12 protein-coding genes are annotated in these 15,423 nt (G+C 66.0%); all 12 read right to left on the bottom strand.

Annotation, left to right across the window (positions count from 1 at the left end):
• Positions 1-18: 18 nt before the first annotated feature.
• The gene (locus tag ACYVLQ_RS13600) at positions 19-1,809 is read right to left on the bottom strand and encodes a hypothetical protein (protein ID WP_460697806.1); all 1,791 of its coding nucleotides are present in this window, start codon (positions 1,807-1,809) and stop codon (positions 19-21) included.
• Positions 1,793-2,905 carry a terpene synthase family protein gene (locus tag ACYVLQ_RS13595; RefSeq protein WP_460697805.1) on the bottom strand — a complete coding sequence of 371 codons (1,113 nt, stop codon included), beginning with the start codon at positions 2,903-2,905 and terminating at the stop codon, positions 1,793-1,795. Before ACYVLQ_RS13595 ends, ACYVLQ_RS13600 begins: the two co-directional genes overlap by 17 nt.
• Before the next feature lie 193 nt (positions 2,906-3,098).
• On the bottom strand, positions 3,099-4,259 hold the full coding sequence (locus ACYVLQ_RS13590) for a helix-turn-helix domain-containing protein (RefSeq protein WP_460697804.1): 1,161 nt from the start codon (positions 4,257-4,259) through the stop codon (positions 3,099-3,101).
• A gap of 478 nt (positions 4,260-4,737) precedes the next feature.
• Complete coding sequence (locus tag ACYVLQ_RS13585) at positions 4,738-6,012, bottom strand: helix-turn-helix domain-containing protein (RefSeq protein ID WP_460697803.1); 1,275 nt, start codon at positions 6,010-6,012, stop codon at positions 4,738-4,740.
• A 296-nt stretch (positions 6,013-6,308) separates the two neighbouring features.
• Positions 6,309-7,712: a tryptophanase gene (locus ACYVLQ_RS13580; protein ID WP_460697802.1), complete on the bottom strand. Its 1,404-nt coding sequence runs from the start codon at positions 7,710-7,712 to the stop codon at positions 6,309-6,311.
• Positions 7,713-7,738: 26 nt separating this feature from the next.
• The gene (locus tag ACYVLQ_RS13575; protein ID WP_460697801.1) at positions 7,739-8,770 is read right to left on the bottom strand and encodes a methyltransferase; all 1,032 of its coding nucleotides are present in this window, start codon (positions 8,768-8,770) and stop codon (positions 7,739-7,741) included.
• Entirely contained in the window at positions 8,767-9,447 is a 681-nt protein-coding gene (locus tag ACYVLQ_RS13570) for an O-methyltransferase (protein ID WP_460697800.1), read from the bottom strand. Before ACYVLQ_RS13570 ends, ACYVLQ_RS13575 begins: the two co-directional genes overlap by 4 nt.
• The gene (locus ACYVLQ_RS13565) at positions 9,444-10,361 is read right to left on the bottom strand and encodes a hypothetical protein (RefSeq protein ID WP_460697799.1); all 918 of its coding nucleotides are present in this window, start codon (positions 10,359-10,361) and stop codon (positions 9,444-9,446) included. Before ACYVLQ_RS13565 ends, ACYVLQ_RS13570 begins: the two co-directional genes overlap by 4 nt.
• Before the next feature lie 186 nt (positions 10,362-10,547).
• Positions 10,548-11,366 (bottom strand): SDR family NAD(P)-dependent oxidoreductase, encoded by an 819-nt coding sequence (locus ACYVLQ_RS13560; RefSeq protein WP_460697798.1) that lies wholly within the window; start codon positions 11,364-11,366, stop codon positions 10,548-10,550.
• 62 nt (positions 11,367-11,428) lie between these two features.
• Complete coding sequence (locus ACYVLQ_RS13555; RefSeq protein WP_460697797.1) at positions 11,429-13,219, bottom strand: acyl-CoA dehydrogenase family protein; 1,791 nt, start codon at positions 13,217-13,219, stop codon at positions 11,429-11,431.
• Entirely contained in the window at positions 13,216-14,202 is a 987-nt protein-coding gene (locus ACYVLQ_RS13550) for an acyltransferase domain-containing protein (protein ID WP_460697796.1), read from the bottom strand. The genes ACYVLQ_RS13555 and ACYVLQ_RS13550 overlap by 4 nt, the downstream gene beginning before the upstream one ends.
• Positions 14,199-15,278, bottom strand: a complete 1,080-nt coding sequence (locus tag ACYVLQ_RS13545; RefSeq protein ID WP_460697828.1) for a 3-oxoacyl-ACP synthase III family protein — start codon at positions 15,276-15,278, stop codon at positions 14,199-14,201. Before ACYVLQ_RS13545 ends, ACYVLQ_RS13550 begins: the two co-directional genes overlap by 4 nt.
• Positions 15,279-15,423 lie beyond the last annotated feature (145 nt).

Below are 15,423 nucleotides of genomic sequence, written 5' to 3'. Positions count from 1 at the left end.
TCCTCCTGTACATTCCTCCTATGGTGTCTCTTCTGGATGGATCCGATCGTTGCCGATCCTTCCGGGCTGTGCTTCCGCCAAGCTTCCGACGCCGATCGCATACAGGATGCCGGACCACCACTGCTCCATCACCAGCAAAATGAGCGCGGTGACGAATTCCCGGCTGAAACGCGCGCGGTGGGCGGCATCGATGACGACGGTGTGATGTTCGCAGTACGACCGGTCCATGTGGGCAAGGAATTCTGCCGGAGTGATCGCCCTACGGAACAACAGAAGCGGAGCGATCAGCTGATACATCAGAGCCTTCATCGGAAAGACGCCGCTCTCGATAGAGTCCGCCACGGTGGTGTGAACCTCGATTTCGCCGTGGTGCCGTACACCCGCAATCGTGCAGTCGTAGCGTATGGCGCGGCGCGGCACCGCGATTCGCGCCGCGGCGACCGGAGTCGTGGGTAGCAGATCCTCGGAATAACAATCGGCGAGCTGACACGATCTGTAGAGGTCGAGGCTTCGGGTGTGCGTCAGGGCTTCGGCGGCGATCGAGTAATAGCGCCAGATGTCGTGCCGATGGTTGGCCATGCCCCACACACAGGTGCACATGGCCAGCGCGGAGGCCGGGAAGCGCTCGGGCTCGATGTCGGCCGACGGCGTGAGTTGCGCGTTGAGCATCCACACCGAGCGTTCGTAGCACCGCAGGAGGTCGGAACTGGCTATCGATCCCCCGGTCAGCGCCAAAACGCTCTGGGCGCACTCACCATTGCGGAGGTCAGGGCCGATATCGATCCAGTCGTTGACCACCCCGGCGACCATCAAATCATCACGGCCCACCGTGCCGGGTCGGAAAGACAGGTAGTGACCGAACAGCGCTGAGTCACAAGCCTTGTAGTCGCGCCACAGGTCTCGGTCACCGAATACCCACGCCGTCATTCCGGTAGTGGGCTGTGAGTGCAGGGCGGCCTCGCTTCGACGCTTCCGGTCGAAGTACGCCATATCGCACAGCATGTGCGCTTTCCTGGCACGTAATTCCGGGGGCAAGCCCGGCATGTCCCACATACACGCCAGATCACGAAGAACATGATTGGGATGGTCGCTGTCGATCGTGTCCAGGTTGTACTCGAGATAAAATCCGTAGATCAAGGTGCACAGGTAATCCTGGCGCCAGTCACCGTACTCGCCGGCGCTGAGGCCGCCGAGCCAGGCGCCGCAGGCGAACGTCGGGGCGCCCGCGGCCCCTCGCAACCCATACTTTTCCGACACCCGCCGCCACGATGGGTGCGAACAGTTGTCCAGGCCAGCTGACTTCGTGCTTCTCCCAGCGTTGGCCCCGTACCGGGCGCGATCGATAATCTCGCGGACGATTCCGTCCTCGCCGGTGACAGTGACTGGACGGACCAGCCCTCGATCGGGGGCGCCGGCGAGGGCTGCGGCACCGCGAGCGCGGATCCCGTCGATGTGTTCTTGTACCGCGCAACCATTTTCGACGATTTCACTGCATTCTCGGGTTCTGGCCTCGAATGCCCGGCCGAATACTCGGGGATCGGTGCGCATGGCCATTCTGATACCTTGCGGGTCATAGCCGCACTTCGGCGCATGGTCTGCTCCGGCGCCGGAGCATCGTAGCTCCTTCCGCAGTCGGGTGAGGTGATCCCCGAACGGCGAATCCTCGACCGCCGTTCGCGGCCGGAGCACGTCCAGCAGAGCGTCGTCGAACGGCGTGCCCGAGTGCTCGCCGGGGCCAAGCCCCTCGGCGCGGAGCCGCTCGCCCAGTGCAGGCGCCGCACCCTGGGTGCGATTATCCTTGCCAGGCATCACTTTCCTCCCCCACGGCGGTTGGTTGTCGGCGATCGGGCGGCTCGACGTAGGAGCCGGGAGCGTAGCGTCGGCTGGTCCGCTGGTGCCAGGTGTTGCAGCCTTGAATGTTGATGCTCAACGCTGTGGAGTAACGTTCGGCGGTGTCCTGCCACGGACCGAAGTCGGGCAGGTTCTGTTGCAGGACAATGAATTCTCGCAGGGTGCAGTCGTGCAGCTCCATTGCGGCGTACCAGGCGTCTTCGTAGCAGATCGCCTGTTCACGGGCGAGGACGGCAACGATGTTGATGACGTCGCCATGGCGGGTGAGTTCGCGGGGAAACGAGTAGAAATCGTTCTGCAGACCTACCAATGCGCTGACGAGTTCGTGTAGGCGCCGGATGTGCGGGTGGGTGAGGACGGACTCGGGCAGGTCGCGGTAGTCGTGCTGGAGGGCGGTGTACTCACAGTATGGGATGACGCCGGCGGTGTGGATGCGTAGGGCCGTGTAGACCGGCAGCGGCGGCGGGGTGTCGATAGCTTTCCATTTCTTCTCGTCGGCGTAGGCGGTGACGAGGTGGTCGATGGCGGCGACGAAACGGTCGTAGATATTTTCGGGCACGTCGGCTGTGCGGGCGTCGTCGTGAACAGCGCGGAATTGACGGTAGAAGCCGGGCTCGCCCGGGCCGGGGGTGATTCGGCCGCGGAGGCAGTCGCGGATTCGGTCGGCGACGGCGAGAGTCTCGTCGCGGCCGGTGCGGTCGAGGTAGTCGTCGAGGATGGCCCCGAAGCAGGTGTAGCGGCTGGGCGGCAGCTGTTCGGCGTAGGTCAGGTAGGGCATCGAGCATGCGGACAGGTCGGTGAAACGGTGGAGTTTGTGCCGTCCTCTGTCAACGGGGTCGTTGAACCGGCAGTCCTGATCTATCCACCGATCTGCTTCTATGCGTAGCTGTTCGAGGTAGGCCGGGATAATGTCGGGGAAGGGATATTTCGGCCGTGGGAAGTCGGCGAATATGTCATACAACTGCGATTCACACATTCCGCGCTGAACGCGGGGAGCCCGGTCCGGCATTATATGCTCCTCGAGACTGTGGGCGGCCGTTGCCGAGTGGCGCATATGACGGCCAGCGCCCGATAGTCGGCTGCGGCTTCTGCGCCGAAGAGTGCGGCCTCGCACTGTCTGTCGAATCTATTGTCGTCCGGCAACCGCCCGAACGAACGGCAGCCTGCGCATATGGACAATTCCGCTCGCGCATATCGGAGGGCAATCAATGCTACGCGACCTGGGGGCCGGTCCGGACGACTCGAAATCAGAGTGCATTCTGGACCGCGGTGCGCAGTACGGCCGCCTTCTCCGGTCCTCCGACGATGTGCAGTTGGCGGATGAGGCGATACAGCTGGCGTTCGATTCGCGCCGAGCGAATTTCGGCAGTGATCGCCAACGCGTGCTCGGCGACGTCGAGCGCTCGGTCGAGATCACCGGTCCGCGCCAGCGCGACGGCAAGGAGGGCCAGGCTGCGGCCGAGAGCGCGGCGGTCTTCGGGAGGCCAATGCGGTAGTTGGGGTTCGAGGATTTCGATGGCCTGTGCGGGGCGGTCCAATTCGATGAGACAGTCCGCCGTTTCCATGGCGATGTAGTCGGTTGTGCAATGGTGGGCGAGGTCGCCGCTGTCGGCGTCGGGATGTACCGCGTGCCGGGCCGCTAGATCGAGGGCACGAAGGCAGTCGTCGGTATTGCCGATTCGGGCATGCCCGTGGGCGAGTTGGCACAACGCCATAGCGCGCTGCCGGTGTGTCAGTTCCGCCGGGGCGCGCAGAGCAGAGCGGGCGAGGTCCACCGTCGTATAGCCTTCATCGGCGTCCGCGGCCAGACTGCTCTGTCGCGCACGGATATACGACAGCAGTTGATAGTTGCGCGCCCGCTGGGCCAGACGCCCGGCACGCGCGGTCCACCGGATGGCGTCGGGCAGATTTCCGGCATCCTGATGCAACCAGCCGAGAAACTCGTCGAAGCGCGCTCGCACGCCCCGCAGTTCCGCACGGGTACCGGCATGGCCGCTGTGTTGGAGATGTTCGATGAACTTCGCCTGCTGGGTGACGATCGGCAACAGCGCACGCGAACCAGCGAGCCGGTCCGCGAGCACGTACTCGTCGAGAGTCGCCAGCAGCGAATCGGCCAGTCCAGGTTCCGAAGCCGATGCGACGGTAGCGATCTCGGCGCCGTTGCGAAGTTGCAGCGGTTCCACTACCTGCAGAGGCGGTGCCGGATCGTCGGGCTCGAACCACAGCAGTTCGGCCGGTACACCGAGCGTGCGTGCGTAGTGGGTCAGTTTGTCCAGATCACGGACGCGATGCCGGCCGTTCTCGATTCGGCTCAGTTGCCCCTGCGTGATCCCGAGTTCGTGCGCGAGCGCGGTTTGCGGAACGGGCCGAGATCCGTGCGCTTCGTGGCGCCTCCACGCACGCAGCACGGCGCCTATATCTCTGTCCCGCAGGGCATTACGAATCTCGCCGCTCCGCCAAGCCGCTGCCGGCAGTTGCGGTAGCCCCCGACCGGCCCGGCCACAGGCAGCACAGAATGATGCGCCGTTGTCCCGCGCCAGCCGCGTCGCACAGCGCATACATGTCCGAGAATCGGTGTCGGTTGTCGATCGGACAGTCCCTGGGTTCGTCACATCGATACACCAGCCTCACCGGTACTCATATCCATCGTCGTAGAGCGCCGCCCGTTCTCCCTATTATGTTCTCGATATTGTTCGGCCGACAACTCAATAGTATGCGGCCGACGATGCGAATGCCCGAGATCGCGAGTGACGTATAAGAAATATGCGACGGACGCATACCATTGCCGTGTTCGAAGCGACAAATAATACCGACCGGCAGTTCGCCTCTCGCCCTCCGTGTAATCACCGCTCACACGGACGCACCCGGAATCTCTTGTCTCGACGGCTACAAAGCGCCGTGCAGAGTGATGCGAAGTTCGGCCGCGTGGTCGTGCGCTCCGGTCGCGTGCAGTTGCCGGACCAGCCGGTAGAGCTGGATTTCGGTTCGCGCGGAGTGGGTTTCGGCTACGACCACGAGGGCGTGCCGCGCGACCTCGACCGCCCTGTCCGGTTCGCCGATGGCAGCCAGGGCAATGGCGAGGACAGCCAGGCTCCGGCCGAAATCGCGTCGATTCTCCGGGCGCCAACCCGGCAATCGCGGTTCCAGCGTATCTATCGCCTGTACAGGGTGCCCGATATCGATCAGACAGTGCGCCGCTTCCATGGCGACGTAGTCGGGTGTGCAGTGCCGCGCGGGATCGGCGGCTTCGCCAGGTCGCGCGGCGTGCAGAGTCGCCCGGGCCAGAGCACGGCGGCAATTGTCGACATCACCGAGACGGGCGAATCCGCGGGCGAACTGACACTGCGCCATCGCAAGGTGCCGGTGCGTCAGATCCCCCGGATCGTGCAGTGCCACCCGGGCCAGGTCGAGCGCCTCGTACGCGTCCCCCGCGTCGGCGGCGACGCTGCTCTGCCGCAGACGGCTATAGGACAGAAGATGGTCGTCCCCGGCTTCGCGGGCGAGCGCCGCGGCACGAGCGGCCCATTCCGCCGCGGCGGAGAGGTTTGCGGAATCCTGGTGTAACCACGCGAGGAATTCGGCGAATCGAGCGTGCACAGCGCGCAATCCCGAACGGACAACGGCGCTGCCCGACTGCTCGAGGTCATCGATGAACCGCTCCTGCTGCGTCACGACCGGAAGCAGCGAGGACGATCCCGCGAGCCGGTCGGCACGCACGTACTGGTCGAGCGTGGACAGCAGCGACTCGGCGAGGACCGGTTCGGGTGCGCGGACAGAGGTCGCGACGAGGGCACCGTTCGGTAATCGAAGCCGCTCCGCAGCCGGTTCCGCCGGTGCTGCGGCGGCGTCCAGTTCGAACCACAACAACTCGGCCGGGGCACCGAGTACCCGCGCGTAATGGCTGAGCTTGTCGAGGTCTCGAACCCGATTGCGGCCGTTCTCGATTCTGCTGAGCTGGCCTTGCGTGATGCCTAGCGCGCGAGCGAGCACCGTCTGCGGGACCGGCCGGAGACCATGGATCTCATGGTGCCGCCACGCGCGCAACACAGCGCCGATGTCCTTGCTATGCAAGGCGTTACGCATCTCGTCGGTGCGCCACGCCGCCACCGGCAGCTGCGGAACTCGATGCGGTCGGCCGTATGCGGCCCGGTGTGCGGTCACTCCGTCCTGCGCGAGAGGTGACTCGCGTCGCGCGTGGGAACGAAACCCGTTGCCGGGCCGATCTTCTGCCGCACCGCTACGATCCGACATCGCGGCGTGTCCGATGCGCATGGTTTCCGATAGCGTCATCTCCCGAACCGATCTTGTCCTGGCCCCTTCTCGGCGTGCGGAGATCTCCGCCGCCCGCAGTATTGAGTTCACAAGAGTGCACGTACGAGTAATAGCCCAAATCTATCGGAAAAACCGGAAAGCGATCGAAACGTCATCCGAGCCGAACCGCGGGGGGCGAGTCGAATCTACGTGCGAGACTGGACCATTCGGTCCGCTGGGGCGAATCTTCCCTGGAAGAACCTCAGTACCGAGGGTTCATGGGTGAAGGTCAGGCCGCTGGTGATCGTGTCGCGGGCGTTGTGCACATTGATGACGCTGTCGGCGACGAAGTCGATATGACCGCGGGTATAGACCCGGCGCGGGATGGTCAGTCGTACGAGTTCCAGTTTCGGGTAGCAGTGGTCGCCGGTTGCCGGGTCGCGCCCGGCGGAGACGGTGCCGCGTTCGGCGGTACGGGTCGCGGAGTCGAGATAGATGGCGGCGGCGAGGGTTTGGGCGGGAAACTCGGTTCGAGGGACGTGTTCGAGGGTGGCGGTGGCATCGAGGCAGACGGCGTGTCCGCCGAGGGGCCGCATGACGGGAACACCGGCGGTGATGAGTCTGTCGCCGAGGTAGGCGACCTGTTCGACGCGGGCTCGGATGTTGTCGTGCTCGACCGACTCCTCGATGCCGCGGGCGACGGCTTCCATGTCACGGCCGGCCATTCCGCCGTAGGTATGCAGCCCTTCGTAGACGACCACGAGATTGCGTGCCTTCTCGGCGAGGTCGGGATCCCGTACGGCCAGCCAGCCACCGATGTTCGCGTAGCTGTCCTTTTTGGCCGACATGCAGGCACCGTCGGTGAGATCGCAGATTTCAGCGAGAATGCGGGCGATGCTGTGGTCGGCGTGCCCTGGTTCGCGTTGCCGGATGAACCAGGCGTTCTCCACGGCGCGGGCGGCGTCGAGGATGATCGGGATTCCGTGTGCGGCGGTGAGTTCGCGTGTCTCGGCGAGGTTGGCGAGGCTGATGGGCTGCCCGCCTGCCATATTGACCGTGGCGGCGAGCGAGACGTACGGGATGTTCTCGGCGCCGACGTCTTTGATCAGGCGATCCAGTTTCGTGAGATCGACGTTGCCCTTGAACGGGTGTTCGTCGGCAGGGTCGTGGGCCTGACCGATGATGACGTCGTGAAAGGTGCCGCCGTTGAGTTCCTGATGGGTGCGGGTGGTGGTGAAGTACATGTTGCCCGGGATGTGGCTGCCGGGTTTGACCAGGATGCGGGAGAGGATGTTCTCGGCGCCGCGTCCTTGATGGGTGGGGATCACGTGGGGGTAGCCGTAGTACTGCCGGATCGTATTCTCGAGCCGGTAGAAGCTGCGCGAACCGGCGTAAGCTTCGTCGCCGATCATCATGTCCGACCATTGCCGGTCGGACATCGCGTTGGTGCCGGAGTCGGTGTAGAGATCGATGAAGACGTCGGCGGCGCGCAGCAGGGAGGTGTTGTATCCGGCATCGCGCAACGCTTCCCGGCGTTCCGCCGGGGTGGGCAGCCGGATCGGCTCGACCATCTTGATCCGCCACGGTTCGGGTGGGTAGGTCGGGTGCATGGTCTTCCTTCGCCGTGTGGTCGGGGTCAGCGCTTACGGGCGACGAGAACACCGTTGGCGCCCAGGCCGTTGAACGAGTGGACCTCGACGGTGTCGAATCCCGCGGCGTCCAGCTGGTCGGTGTACTCGGCCACGGTGTAGTTGCGTCCCCAGGTTTCGATGAGCATGTTCAGACTCATCAACGCCGCCAGCGGCGGGCCGGTCTTGTCATCGGCGACGAACGACTCACAGATCAGCAAATAGCCTTGTGCCGGTAAGGCTTTGGCGCACGCGCCGAGGATTTGTTCGATCTCGGTCTCACCCCAGTCGTGGAGGATGTTCGACAACAGCACCGCGTCGTGGTCCGCCGGCAGCGAGTCGGTGAAGAAGTCGCCGGAGACGATGTCGATGCGCTCGGCGAGTCCGGCCTCGGCGACCGGTGCGTGGGTGAGGTCGCAGACGAACGGCAGATCGAACACGGTGGCGCGCAGTGCCGGAAATCGGTGGCACAGTTCGATGTCGAATGCCGCGCCTCCGCCGCCGACGTCGAGCAGCCTGGTAATGGGTGTGAAATCGACGGTGTCGGCGAGCAGTGTCGCGGTGTAGCGGGACAGTGAATACATGCCGTCCCAGAATGTCTGCACCATGATCGGATCGTCCGGGGCGAACAGTGTTTCCTGCTTCTCGACGCCCCAGCTGGTCGGGTGGTTGCCGCGCAGCGAGGCGGCGATATGTTCGTAGGCGGGGTATTCGTGGCGGTCGACCACCTTGATCCAGCCACCGAAGTAGTGCGGGCGGCCCTCCACCAGGTACTGCTCTGCCAGCACGGTATTGCTGTAGTTGCCGTCGGGATCGCGTTCCAGCAGGCCGATTCCGGTGCAGGCGGTGAGCAGGAGTTCGGCCGGCCGCGCGGCGATATCCTGCCACGCGGCGAATTGCTCGATCGTGGCGGTGCGCCCGGACAGCCAGGTGAACAACCCGAGCTCGTCGGCGAGCGCCAATGCCTTGAATGCGTAGACACCGGAGGTGAGCTCCATCAAAGGCACCGGAGTGACGAGCGGTTGTGTGTCGGTGGTCATCGGTTCTCCTGACCGTCGAGTTTGCGGGCGAGGGTGACGCCGTCGGCGAGTGGGAGCATCACGATGTCGGTGCGCGAGTCGGCCGCCGCGTGTTCGTTGAAGGCGCGGATGGCGGCGGCATTGCCCTCGGCGGCGGCGTTCACGACCTCGCCGCCGTAGAAGACGTTGTCTACCACCAGAATTCCGCCGGGACGGATTCTCGGGACCAGCTGCTCCCAGTAGTCGATGTAGCCGGCCTTGTCCGCGTCGACGAACGCCAGGTCGACGACGGATTGCCGGGGCAGCAGCGCGAGAGTGTCTATCGCGCGGCCCAGGCGCACGTCGATCCGGTCGGCGACACCGGCTCGCTCCCACGCCTTCCGGGCCACATCCGTCCAGTCCTCGCGCAGGTCCATGGTGATCACCCGTCCGCCGGCGCGCAGACCGCGCGCCAGGCACAGCGTGGAATACCCGGTGAAGGTGCCGACCTCGATGATCGTCCTGGCCTTCACCAACCGTGCCAGCATGGTCAGCAGCGCGCCCTGCTGCGGCGGAATCTGCATCTCCGCCACCTCCCCCAGCCGGGCCGTTTCCGAGATGAGATCGGCCGCCACCTCGTCCGGTGGACATCCATGGGCCAGCATGTACTCGTGCAGGGCATCGGTCAGCGCGACCGTTTTTGCCGCACCCGTGGTCATACCCACGACCTCCTGGCCGCCTGGATGCCGAACGAGGACGGGAGCAGCGCCTCGGCGTGTTCGGTGAGCAGATCGGGGGCCCGGAACTCGAGGTCCGCGATGGCCTGGTGGGCGCGGTCTGTGCTGTTCGCCGACACCGGGACGGTGTGCGGGTAGAGCCCGTGCCGCTCGAGGTCGTAGAGGACCGCTCGGATCCGGTGATACAGCTGGGCGTTCACCGACCGGCGGCAGATGCTGCGGCGCCGGGTGCCGAAGAACTGGTCGTACAGTGTCGTTTCTGCGCCGGTGGGGCCCTGCCTGGGCGAGCGCCCCGCGCGGCGCAGCAGCGACGGCCCGTCGGGCACCAAGCGGGCCGCGACCGCCATGTGTACCCGCTGCTGCAATCGCCACCGCACGGTCCAGGAGTGGGCGCACCGTGAATCGCGCGCGGTCATTCGCCGGGCCAAGCGGGGAAGGGGCTGGTAGTCGACGGCCCATTCGCCGCTGAACGCCGGATGCTGTCGGCACATGGCCGGGCGTACGGTCCGGTGGTATGTCTGCGGTGAGCAGCTTCCGGTGTACAGGAACATCAGCGTGCCCAGGTCGGCCAAGCCGGCACAGTCGCCCGCCGCGGCGCTCGTCGGCACCGTTGGGCGCTCCGCCGCGCGGTCGGTCCCGGTCGCGCCACAGGAGCACGCCGCGCCCTCGAGATGCCGCCGTAGCGAGTCTGCCAGCAACCTCCAGGCGATGAACGCGATCTGGTGGCCGATGATCCATCGGAACCAAGCCAGGCCCGGTAGATCCCACGCCGGTATCGCCGCGCCCCAGCCTCGGTGCGGGCCGATCCTGCCTTCGAGGCGATCGTGGAACACCGACGAGCCGCACCTGCACGACTCCGCCGAGCACTCCGTCAGTTCTTCTGTGACAGTAGGCATTTCGAGAGTCTCGACATGTGGTAGCGGCACCGGTTCCGGGTACGCGACGCGGCTCCCGGCCGACAGCGACGATCGCTTCGCGCGTGAGGGTGTGTGAAATTTCGACACCATCTGACAGGTCCTCCCTTTCGGCGTGACATGGGTCGAACAGTTCAGCGAGAGCACGAACCACGACAGGTGTCGCTCTCAGACAGGTATGCGGCCCATCGCGAGGAGTTCGGTCATCGCGGGCCCGCCCGCGTTGCAGGTCGTCCCGCCGTCGACAGTGACGCAACTGCCGGTCACCAGGCGGCTGGCGTTGCCCGCCAGGTAGATCACGGTGCCGATGATGTCCTCCGGCGCGCCCCACCGGCCCATCGGTACCGCGCGCATCAGTTCGGCGGACGCTGCGGCATCCCCGGCGAACTGCCGTGTCAACTCCGTGTCGACCCAGCCCGGCGCGACGGCGTTGACCCGCACCCCCACACCGGCCCATTCGGTCGCCAGCGTCCGGGTCAGCGAGATGACGGCTGCCTTGGCCGCGGCGTACGGCGACAGCGCCGCGACACCGGCGAGGCCGGCGATGGAGGCGACATTGATGACCGACCCGCCGTGCCGCACCAGGTGTGGCCCCGCGGCGGCACAGACGTTCACCGTCGAGTCGAGGTTGCTGTGCACCACGTGTGCCCAGTCCCCGCCCGACAACTCGAGGAAGGGTCCGATGTGGGCGAATCCGCCGACGTTGTTGACCACGATATCCAGAGCGCCGAATTCGTCCACGAGTTCGGAGACCATGCGCTGCGTCGGCGCGGGTTCGGTGGTGTCGCAGGCGAATACGAGCGCCCGCCGCCCGAGCGACTCGATGTCGGCGGCCACCTGCTTCAGGGGATCGAGGCGGCGCGCTACTACTGCGACGTCGGCGCCCGCATCAGCGAGGCCGATCGCGATCGCTCGGCCGATGCCGCGCGAGGCGCCGGTCACGAGTGCGGTCTTGCCTTCCAGGCCGAACAGTTCGGTCAGTGGCATATTCGTTTCTCCTTCCGAGTGCGAAGGCACATCCGGTGGCTGGGATTCGGGCTGCGGAGGACTCATCGAGCCAGGTCCGGGAAGTCGAATGCCGCAGCGAGGTCGGCGGCGTATGGCATGAGGCTCTCGCACAGAGCGTGGCGCTGATCCCAGATGTGGTCGGCCAGGGGCCTGGGCGCACACTCGAGTTCGCCGAGGATGCCCGCGTGCTTCTCGACCCAGGACAGCCCGTGGAGACACAGGAGCAGACCGACCGGTTCGGGCGCGGCCTCGTGCGCGTCGGCCAGGGTCTGCAAGACGATGCGATCGGAATGGGCTGCCGCCGTAGCCTGCGCGAGCGGGAGGTTGTCGTTCCAGGCGGTGAAGGGATCGCATCCGTCAGCGCGAGCGGCGTCTACTTCGACTGTGAGCTTGCGCCGGAACCTGCGCTCGACGGCCTGGGCCATCGACAGCCAACTCCGGGGGGCGGTCAGGTCCGTGACGGCTTCGATGTCTCGGTCGATGATCTGCTGGTGCTCGGCCGCGTCGTACAGAGTGTGCGCGGTATCCATCAGGATGAGGTCGTTGTCGCCGCCCGCGGTCCCGTACACGTGCGCCCACCCGTGAAAGGCGTTGAGGCGGTCGTGCCCGGCGAAGCCGTTCGCACCGCAGTGGGCACGACAGCTCGAGACGACCTCGGCGCACAATCGCGTTGCCGCGGCTTTCAGCAGCGGCAGCTCGCGGTCGACCGCCGACCACGGCGCCCAGGTCGATTCGGTGGCTGTGGTCGCGGCGGGACGCTCGCCGTGAGCGTGCTCGGCGACGATGGCCAGTACGTAGGCGGTGGCGAGACTGCCGAGGACTGCTTCGCGTACGGTGCGGTACCGAAGTAGCGGTTGTTCGGGCGCGAGTCGTCCCATGGAGAGACGGTCGGCCGTGTGCGAGTGGAGGATTCGTGCGGCGCCCTGGGCGATACCCGCGGCGGCCGCGATGATGCTGCGCCACACGTGCGGCGCTCCCGCGCTCATAGTGCTCGCCCGGCGGGCGTCGGTGCCAGGAAGAGGATCGCGAAATGTGCCGTCGGCGTCGAGAGTTGCGCCGCCCGACAGCCAGGCGTGCCGTGGCAGCCGCAGGCCGTGGAGCCCGACGTAGGCGTAATCGGACGCGAGCGCGAAGGTGTCCGGCGCGGGATCGATCTCGACCCCCGGTAGAACAGCGCCGGTGGCATCGCGCAGCGGGACGATAAAAGCGAACATGCCCCGTTCGACGCCGTCGACGACCAGTTGCGCGTACACGGCACCGGTTTTCGAAACCCCGGGGCTTGCGGTGTTGTTCGGGAACTTCCGGGCGGCGTTGTCTGGGGTGTCCAGGATGAAGTCCCCGGTCACCCGATCGAAAGTCGCCCGGGTACGCAGGTGCAGGTGGCTGCTGCTGCGATGCGAGCACTCGCTCATCAGAGCGGCACCGAACGTCTCCATCGACTCGAGGGCAGCCCGGATCTCCCGCAAGCCGGCATGGTCGTTGTTCGGATCGTTCTCGACGATGGGCGCGAGGACCAGGGCGTAATGCACCAGGCAGACATGGAACAACACCGGATCGGCGACCGCGAGCCGGCTCAGCAAGGCCGACAACATCCGTGGCTCGGCCAGCAACTGCTCCGCACTCGGCGCGACCCGGGCGGCGTGCCGGGCTCTCGCGTAACAGAGGTCCAGCCGGTCGTACAACGCGGTGCCGCTCGGCCAATAGAACGCGGTGGCGGGGACGGCGTCGTGTAGCCAGGGCGGAGCCGTCGCCGCGGGCTTGCGGCCCAAGAGGAAGCGCTTCGGATCGGATCGGCGAAGCGTGGGGTCCAGTTGTCGTTCGTCGGTCTTCATGATCGTTGCCTCGAACCTGCCTCGATGGATTGTCGTGCTCGCGCACCGGTCAGCCAGGAGACATCTCCGGTGAGTGGGGTGAAGGTGCGCGCCTGCGGCACAGTGGCGGCGGCGCAGCGCGACAAAGCGTCACCCGCGCCGAGTTCCACGAACATCGTCGGCGCGTGCGCGGCGACATCTCGGAGAGTCTCGGGCAGATGTACCGGCTTGATCACGCAGTCCGACAGTGCCTCGTGGAGGTCGTCCGCATCGGTGTAAGCACGTCGGCGCACCGGGGAGTGGACCGGTACCCGCAACCGACGCTGCCGGATTCCACGAATGCCCATCAGAAAGCGATCCGCGACGGCTCCGAGGTCGGGGTGATGTGAGGCGTACGGAACGGGCAAGGTGACCAATTGCCGCTCCGTCGGTGCGGCCAACAACGCCTCGATCGCCTCCGTCGGGCCGCTGACGATCGTCTGCTTCGGCGTATTGACGCAGGCGACAACAAGTTTGGGGTGGCCCACCGCACTCAGCAGTCGGCGCGTGTCGCGCTCGGACGCATTGACGAGCACCATGGCACCCAGGCCCTCGACATCGCGGAAAGCGACGTTGAGCGCACAGACGGCGCGGGCCCCGTCCGAGATGTCGAAAACTCCGGCGCACACCAATGCCGCGATTTCTCCGAAGCTCTGCCCGACGATATCGCGGGGTCGCACACCGATCGACGTGAGAAGATCGTTCAGCACCACCGATATCGCGTAGTTGGCGAGCTGCGGCAGGCCGGGCCGGGGCGCGACCCGTGTCTCGGTCAGCAGCACTTCGCGAAGGCCGTGACCCGCCTCGCCGGCTGCTTCCTCGATCTCGGCGAGTATTTCCTCGATCCCGGCACGCCGTTCCGCGGTCGCCCGATGGACCCGCGCAAGCGCTCCTCGCGGGTCTGCGCCTTGGCCGGGGACGAGGAAAACCGCTGTGCTCGAATGTTTTTCGGCGTTCTTGTTCATCGCTGCTGCTCCTGCCCGTCGACTCCCCACGTCAGAACGGTGCTGCCCCAGGTCAAGCCGGCGCCGAACCCTACGATGAGAATGCGGTCGCCGAGCGAGAGCCGTCCGTCGGCCTCCGCCGCTGCGAGCGCGTACGGCACCGAGGCAGCGCCGATGTTTCCGACGTCGTCTCCGATGATTACCAGCCGGTCTGTGTCGAGCCCGGCCTGAGAACATGCCTGCTGCAGCAGGAGCGGGTTGGGTTGATGCGCTACCACGACGTCGATCTCGCTCGCGGCGAGGCCGGACCGCTCCAGCGCTTCGTGGGCGAGTTTGGGAAAGACCTCGAGAATGAACTCACGGACAGCCCTGCCATCCATGTGGATCGAATGTTGGCCGCCACTGACGGTTTCGGCGGTCGCGGGGTGTCTGCTACCTCCCGCCGGGATCAGTACGTCACCGGCGTGGCGCCCGTCCGAGCCGAGTTCGATTCGGCCGAACCCCGAACCCGGCGCGACCGAACCGAGGATGGTCGCACCCGCTCCGTCTCCGAAAAGCGAGGCGGTCGCGCGGTCCGAGGCGTTCAGGAAGTGCGAATACGCCTCCACACCCACCACCGCAGCGACGCTTCCCTGACCTTCGGCACGCAGCCAGTCGACAGCCACCCTGGTGCCGAACAGCCAGCCGCTGCACGCGGCGGAGACGTCGAAAGCGACAGCGCGCGAAGCGTTCAACTGGGCTTGCACACGGCATGCGGTCGACGGACCCAGCTCGTCCGGGGTCGACGTGGCCAGCACGAGTAGATCCAGATCATCTGGTCCGAGGCGGGCGGCCGACAGCGCCCTGCCCACAGCGGCACGGGCGAGATCGGATGCCGCCTGGCCCGGTTCGGCGACATGGCGACGACGCACACCGGTCCGTTCGGCAATCCACCGCGCACTCACGCCCGCGCGCGCCGCGACTTCCTCGTTCGTACGCACCCGGTCCGGCACGAATCCACCGACACCGAGGACACCGATATCGTCGTGGCTGTCGTTCAGTCCGTCGTATCTTCGGATGGGCGTGTTCGTAGTTCTCTGCGCGTCAATGTCGTGCATCGTGATCTCCTCGCGTCGATCGACTGCATGACCGTGCTGTCGGTCTCCTCGACTGTGGCGGACTCGGCCATGGATCCAGCATCGCCGCCCGAACCCGTCCGATCGAAGTGGTTGCGGCGCATAATGTTCAAGCGCGCGACGCATA

This window comes from Nocardia thraciensis, from assembly GCF_054782435.1.
The sequence above is the reverse complement of the archived record's forward strand: the minus strand, read 5'-3'. Positions and strand labels throughout refer to the sequence as shown.

Bases quoted from the DNA above. Each gene is read 5' to 3' on its own strand.
- ACYVLQ_RS13600 (WP_460697806.1), bottom strand. From the start codon at position 1,809: ATGCCTGGCAAGGATAATCGCACCCAGGGTGCGGCGCCTGCACTGGGC.
- ACYVLQ_RS13595 (WP_460697805.1), bottom strand. From the start codon at position 2,905: ATGCGCCACTCGGCAACGGCCGCCCACAGTCTCGAGGAGCATATAATG.
- ACYVLQ_RS13580 (WP_460697802.1), bottom strand. From the start codon at position 7,712: ATGCACCCGACCTACCCACCCGAACCGTGGCGGATCAAGATGGTCGAG.
- ACYVLQ_RS13575 (WP_460697801.1), bottom strand. From the start codon at position 8,770: ATGACCACCGACACACAACCGCTCGTCACTCCGGTGCCTTTGATGGAG.
- ACYVLQ_RS13570 (WP_460697800.1), bottom strand. From the start codon at position 9,447: ATGACCACGGGTGCGGCAAAAACGGTCGCGCTGACCGATGCCCTGCAC.
- ACYVLQ_RS13565 (WP_460697799.1), bottom strand. From the start codon at position 10,361: ATGCCTACTGTCACAGAAGAACTGACGGAGTGCTCGGCGGAGTCGTGC.
- ACYVLQ_RS13560 (WP_460697798.1), bottom strand. From the start codon at position 11,366: ATGCCACTGACCGAACTGTTCGGCCTGGAAGGCAAGACCGCACTCGTG.
- ACYVLQ_RS13555 (WP_460697797.1), bottom strand. From the start codon at position 13,219: ATGAAGACCGACGAACGACAACTGGACCCCACGCTTCGCCGATCCGAT.
- ACYVLQ_RS13550 (WP_460697796.1), bottom strand. From the start codon at position 14,202: ATGAACAAGAACGCCGAAAAACATTCGAGCACAGCGGTTTTCCTCGTC.
- ACYVLQ_RS13545 (WP_460697828.1), bottom strand. From the start codon at position 15,278: ATGCACGACATTGACGCGCAGAGAACTACGAACACGCCCATCCGAAGA.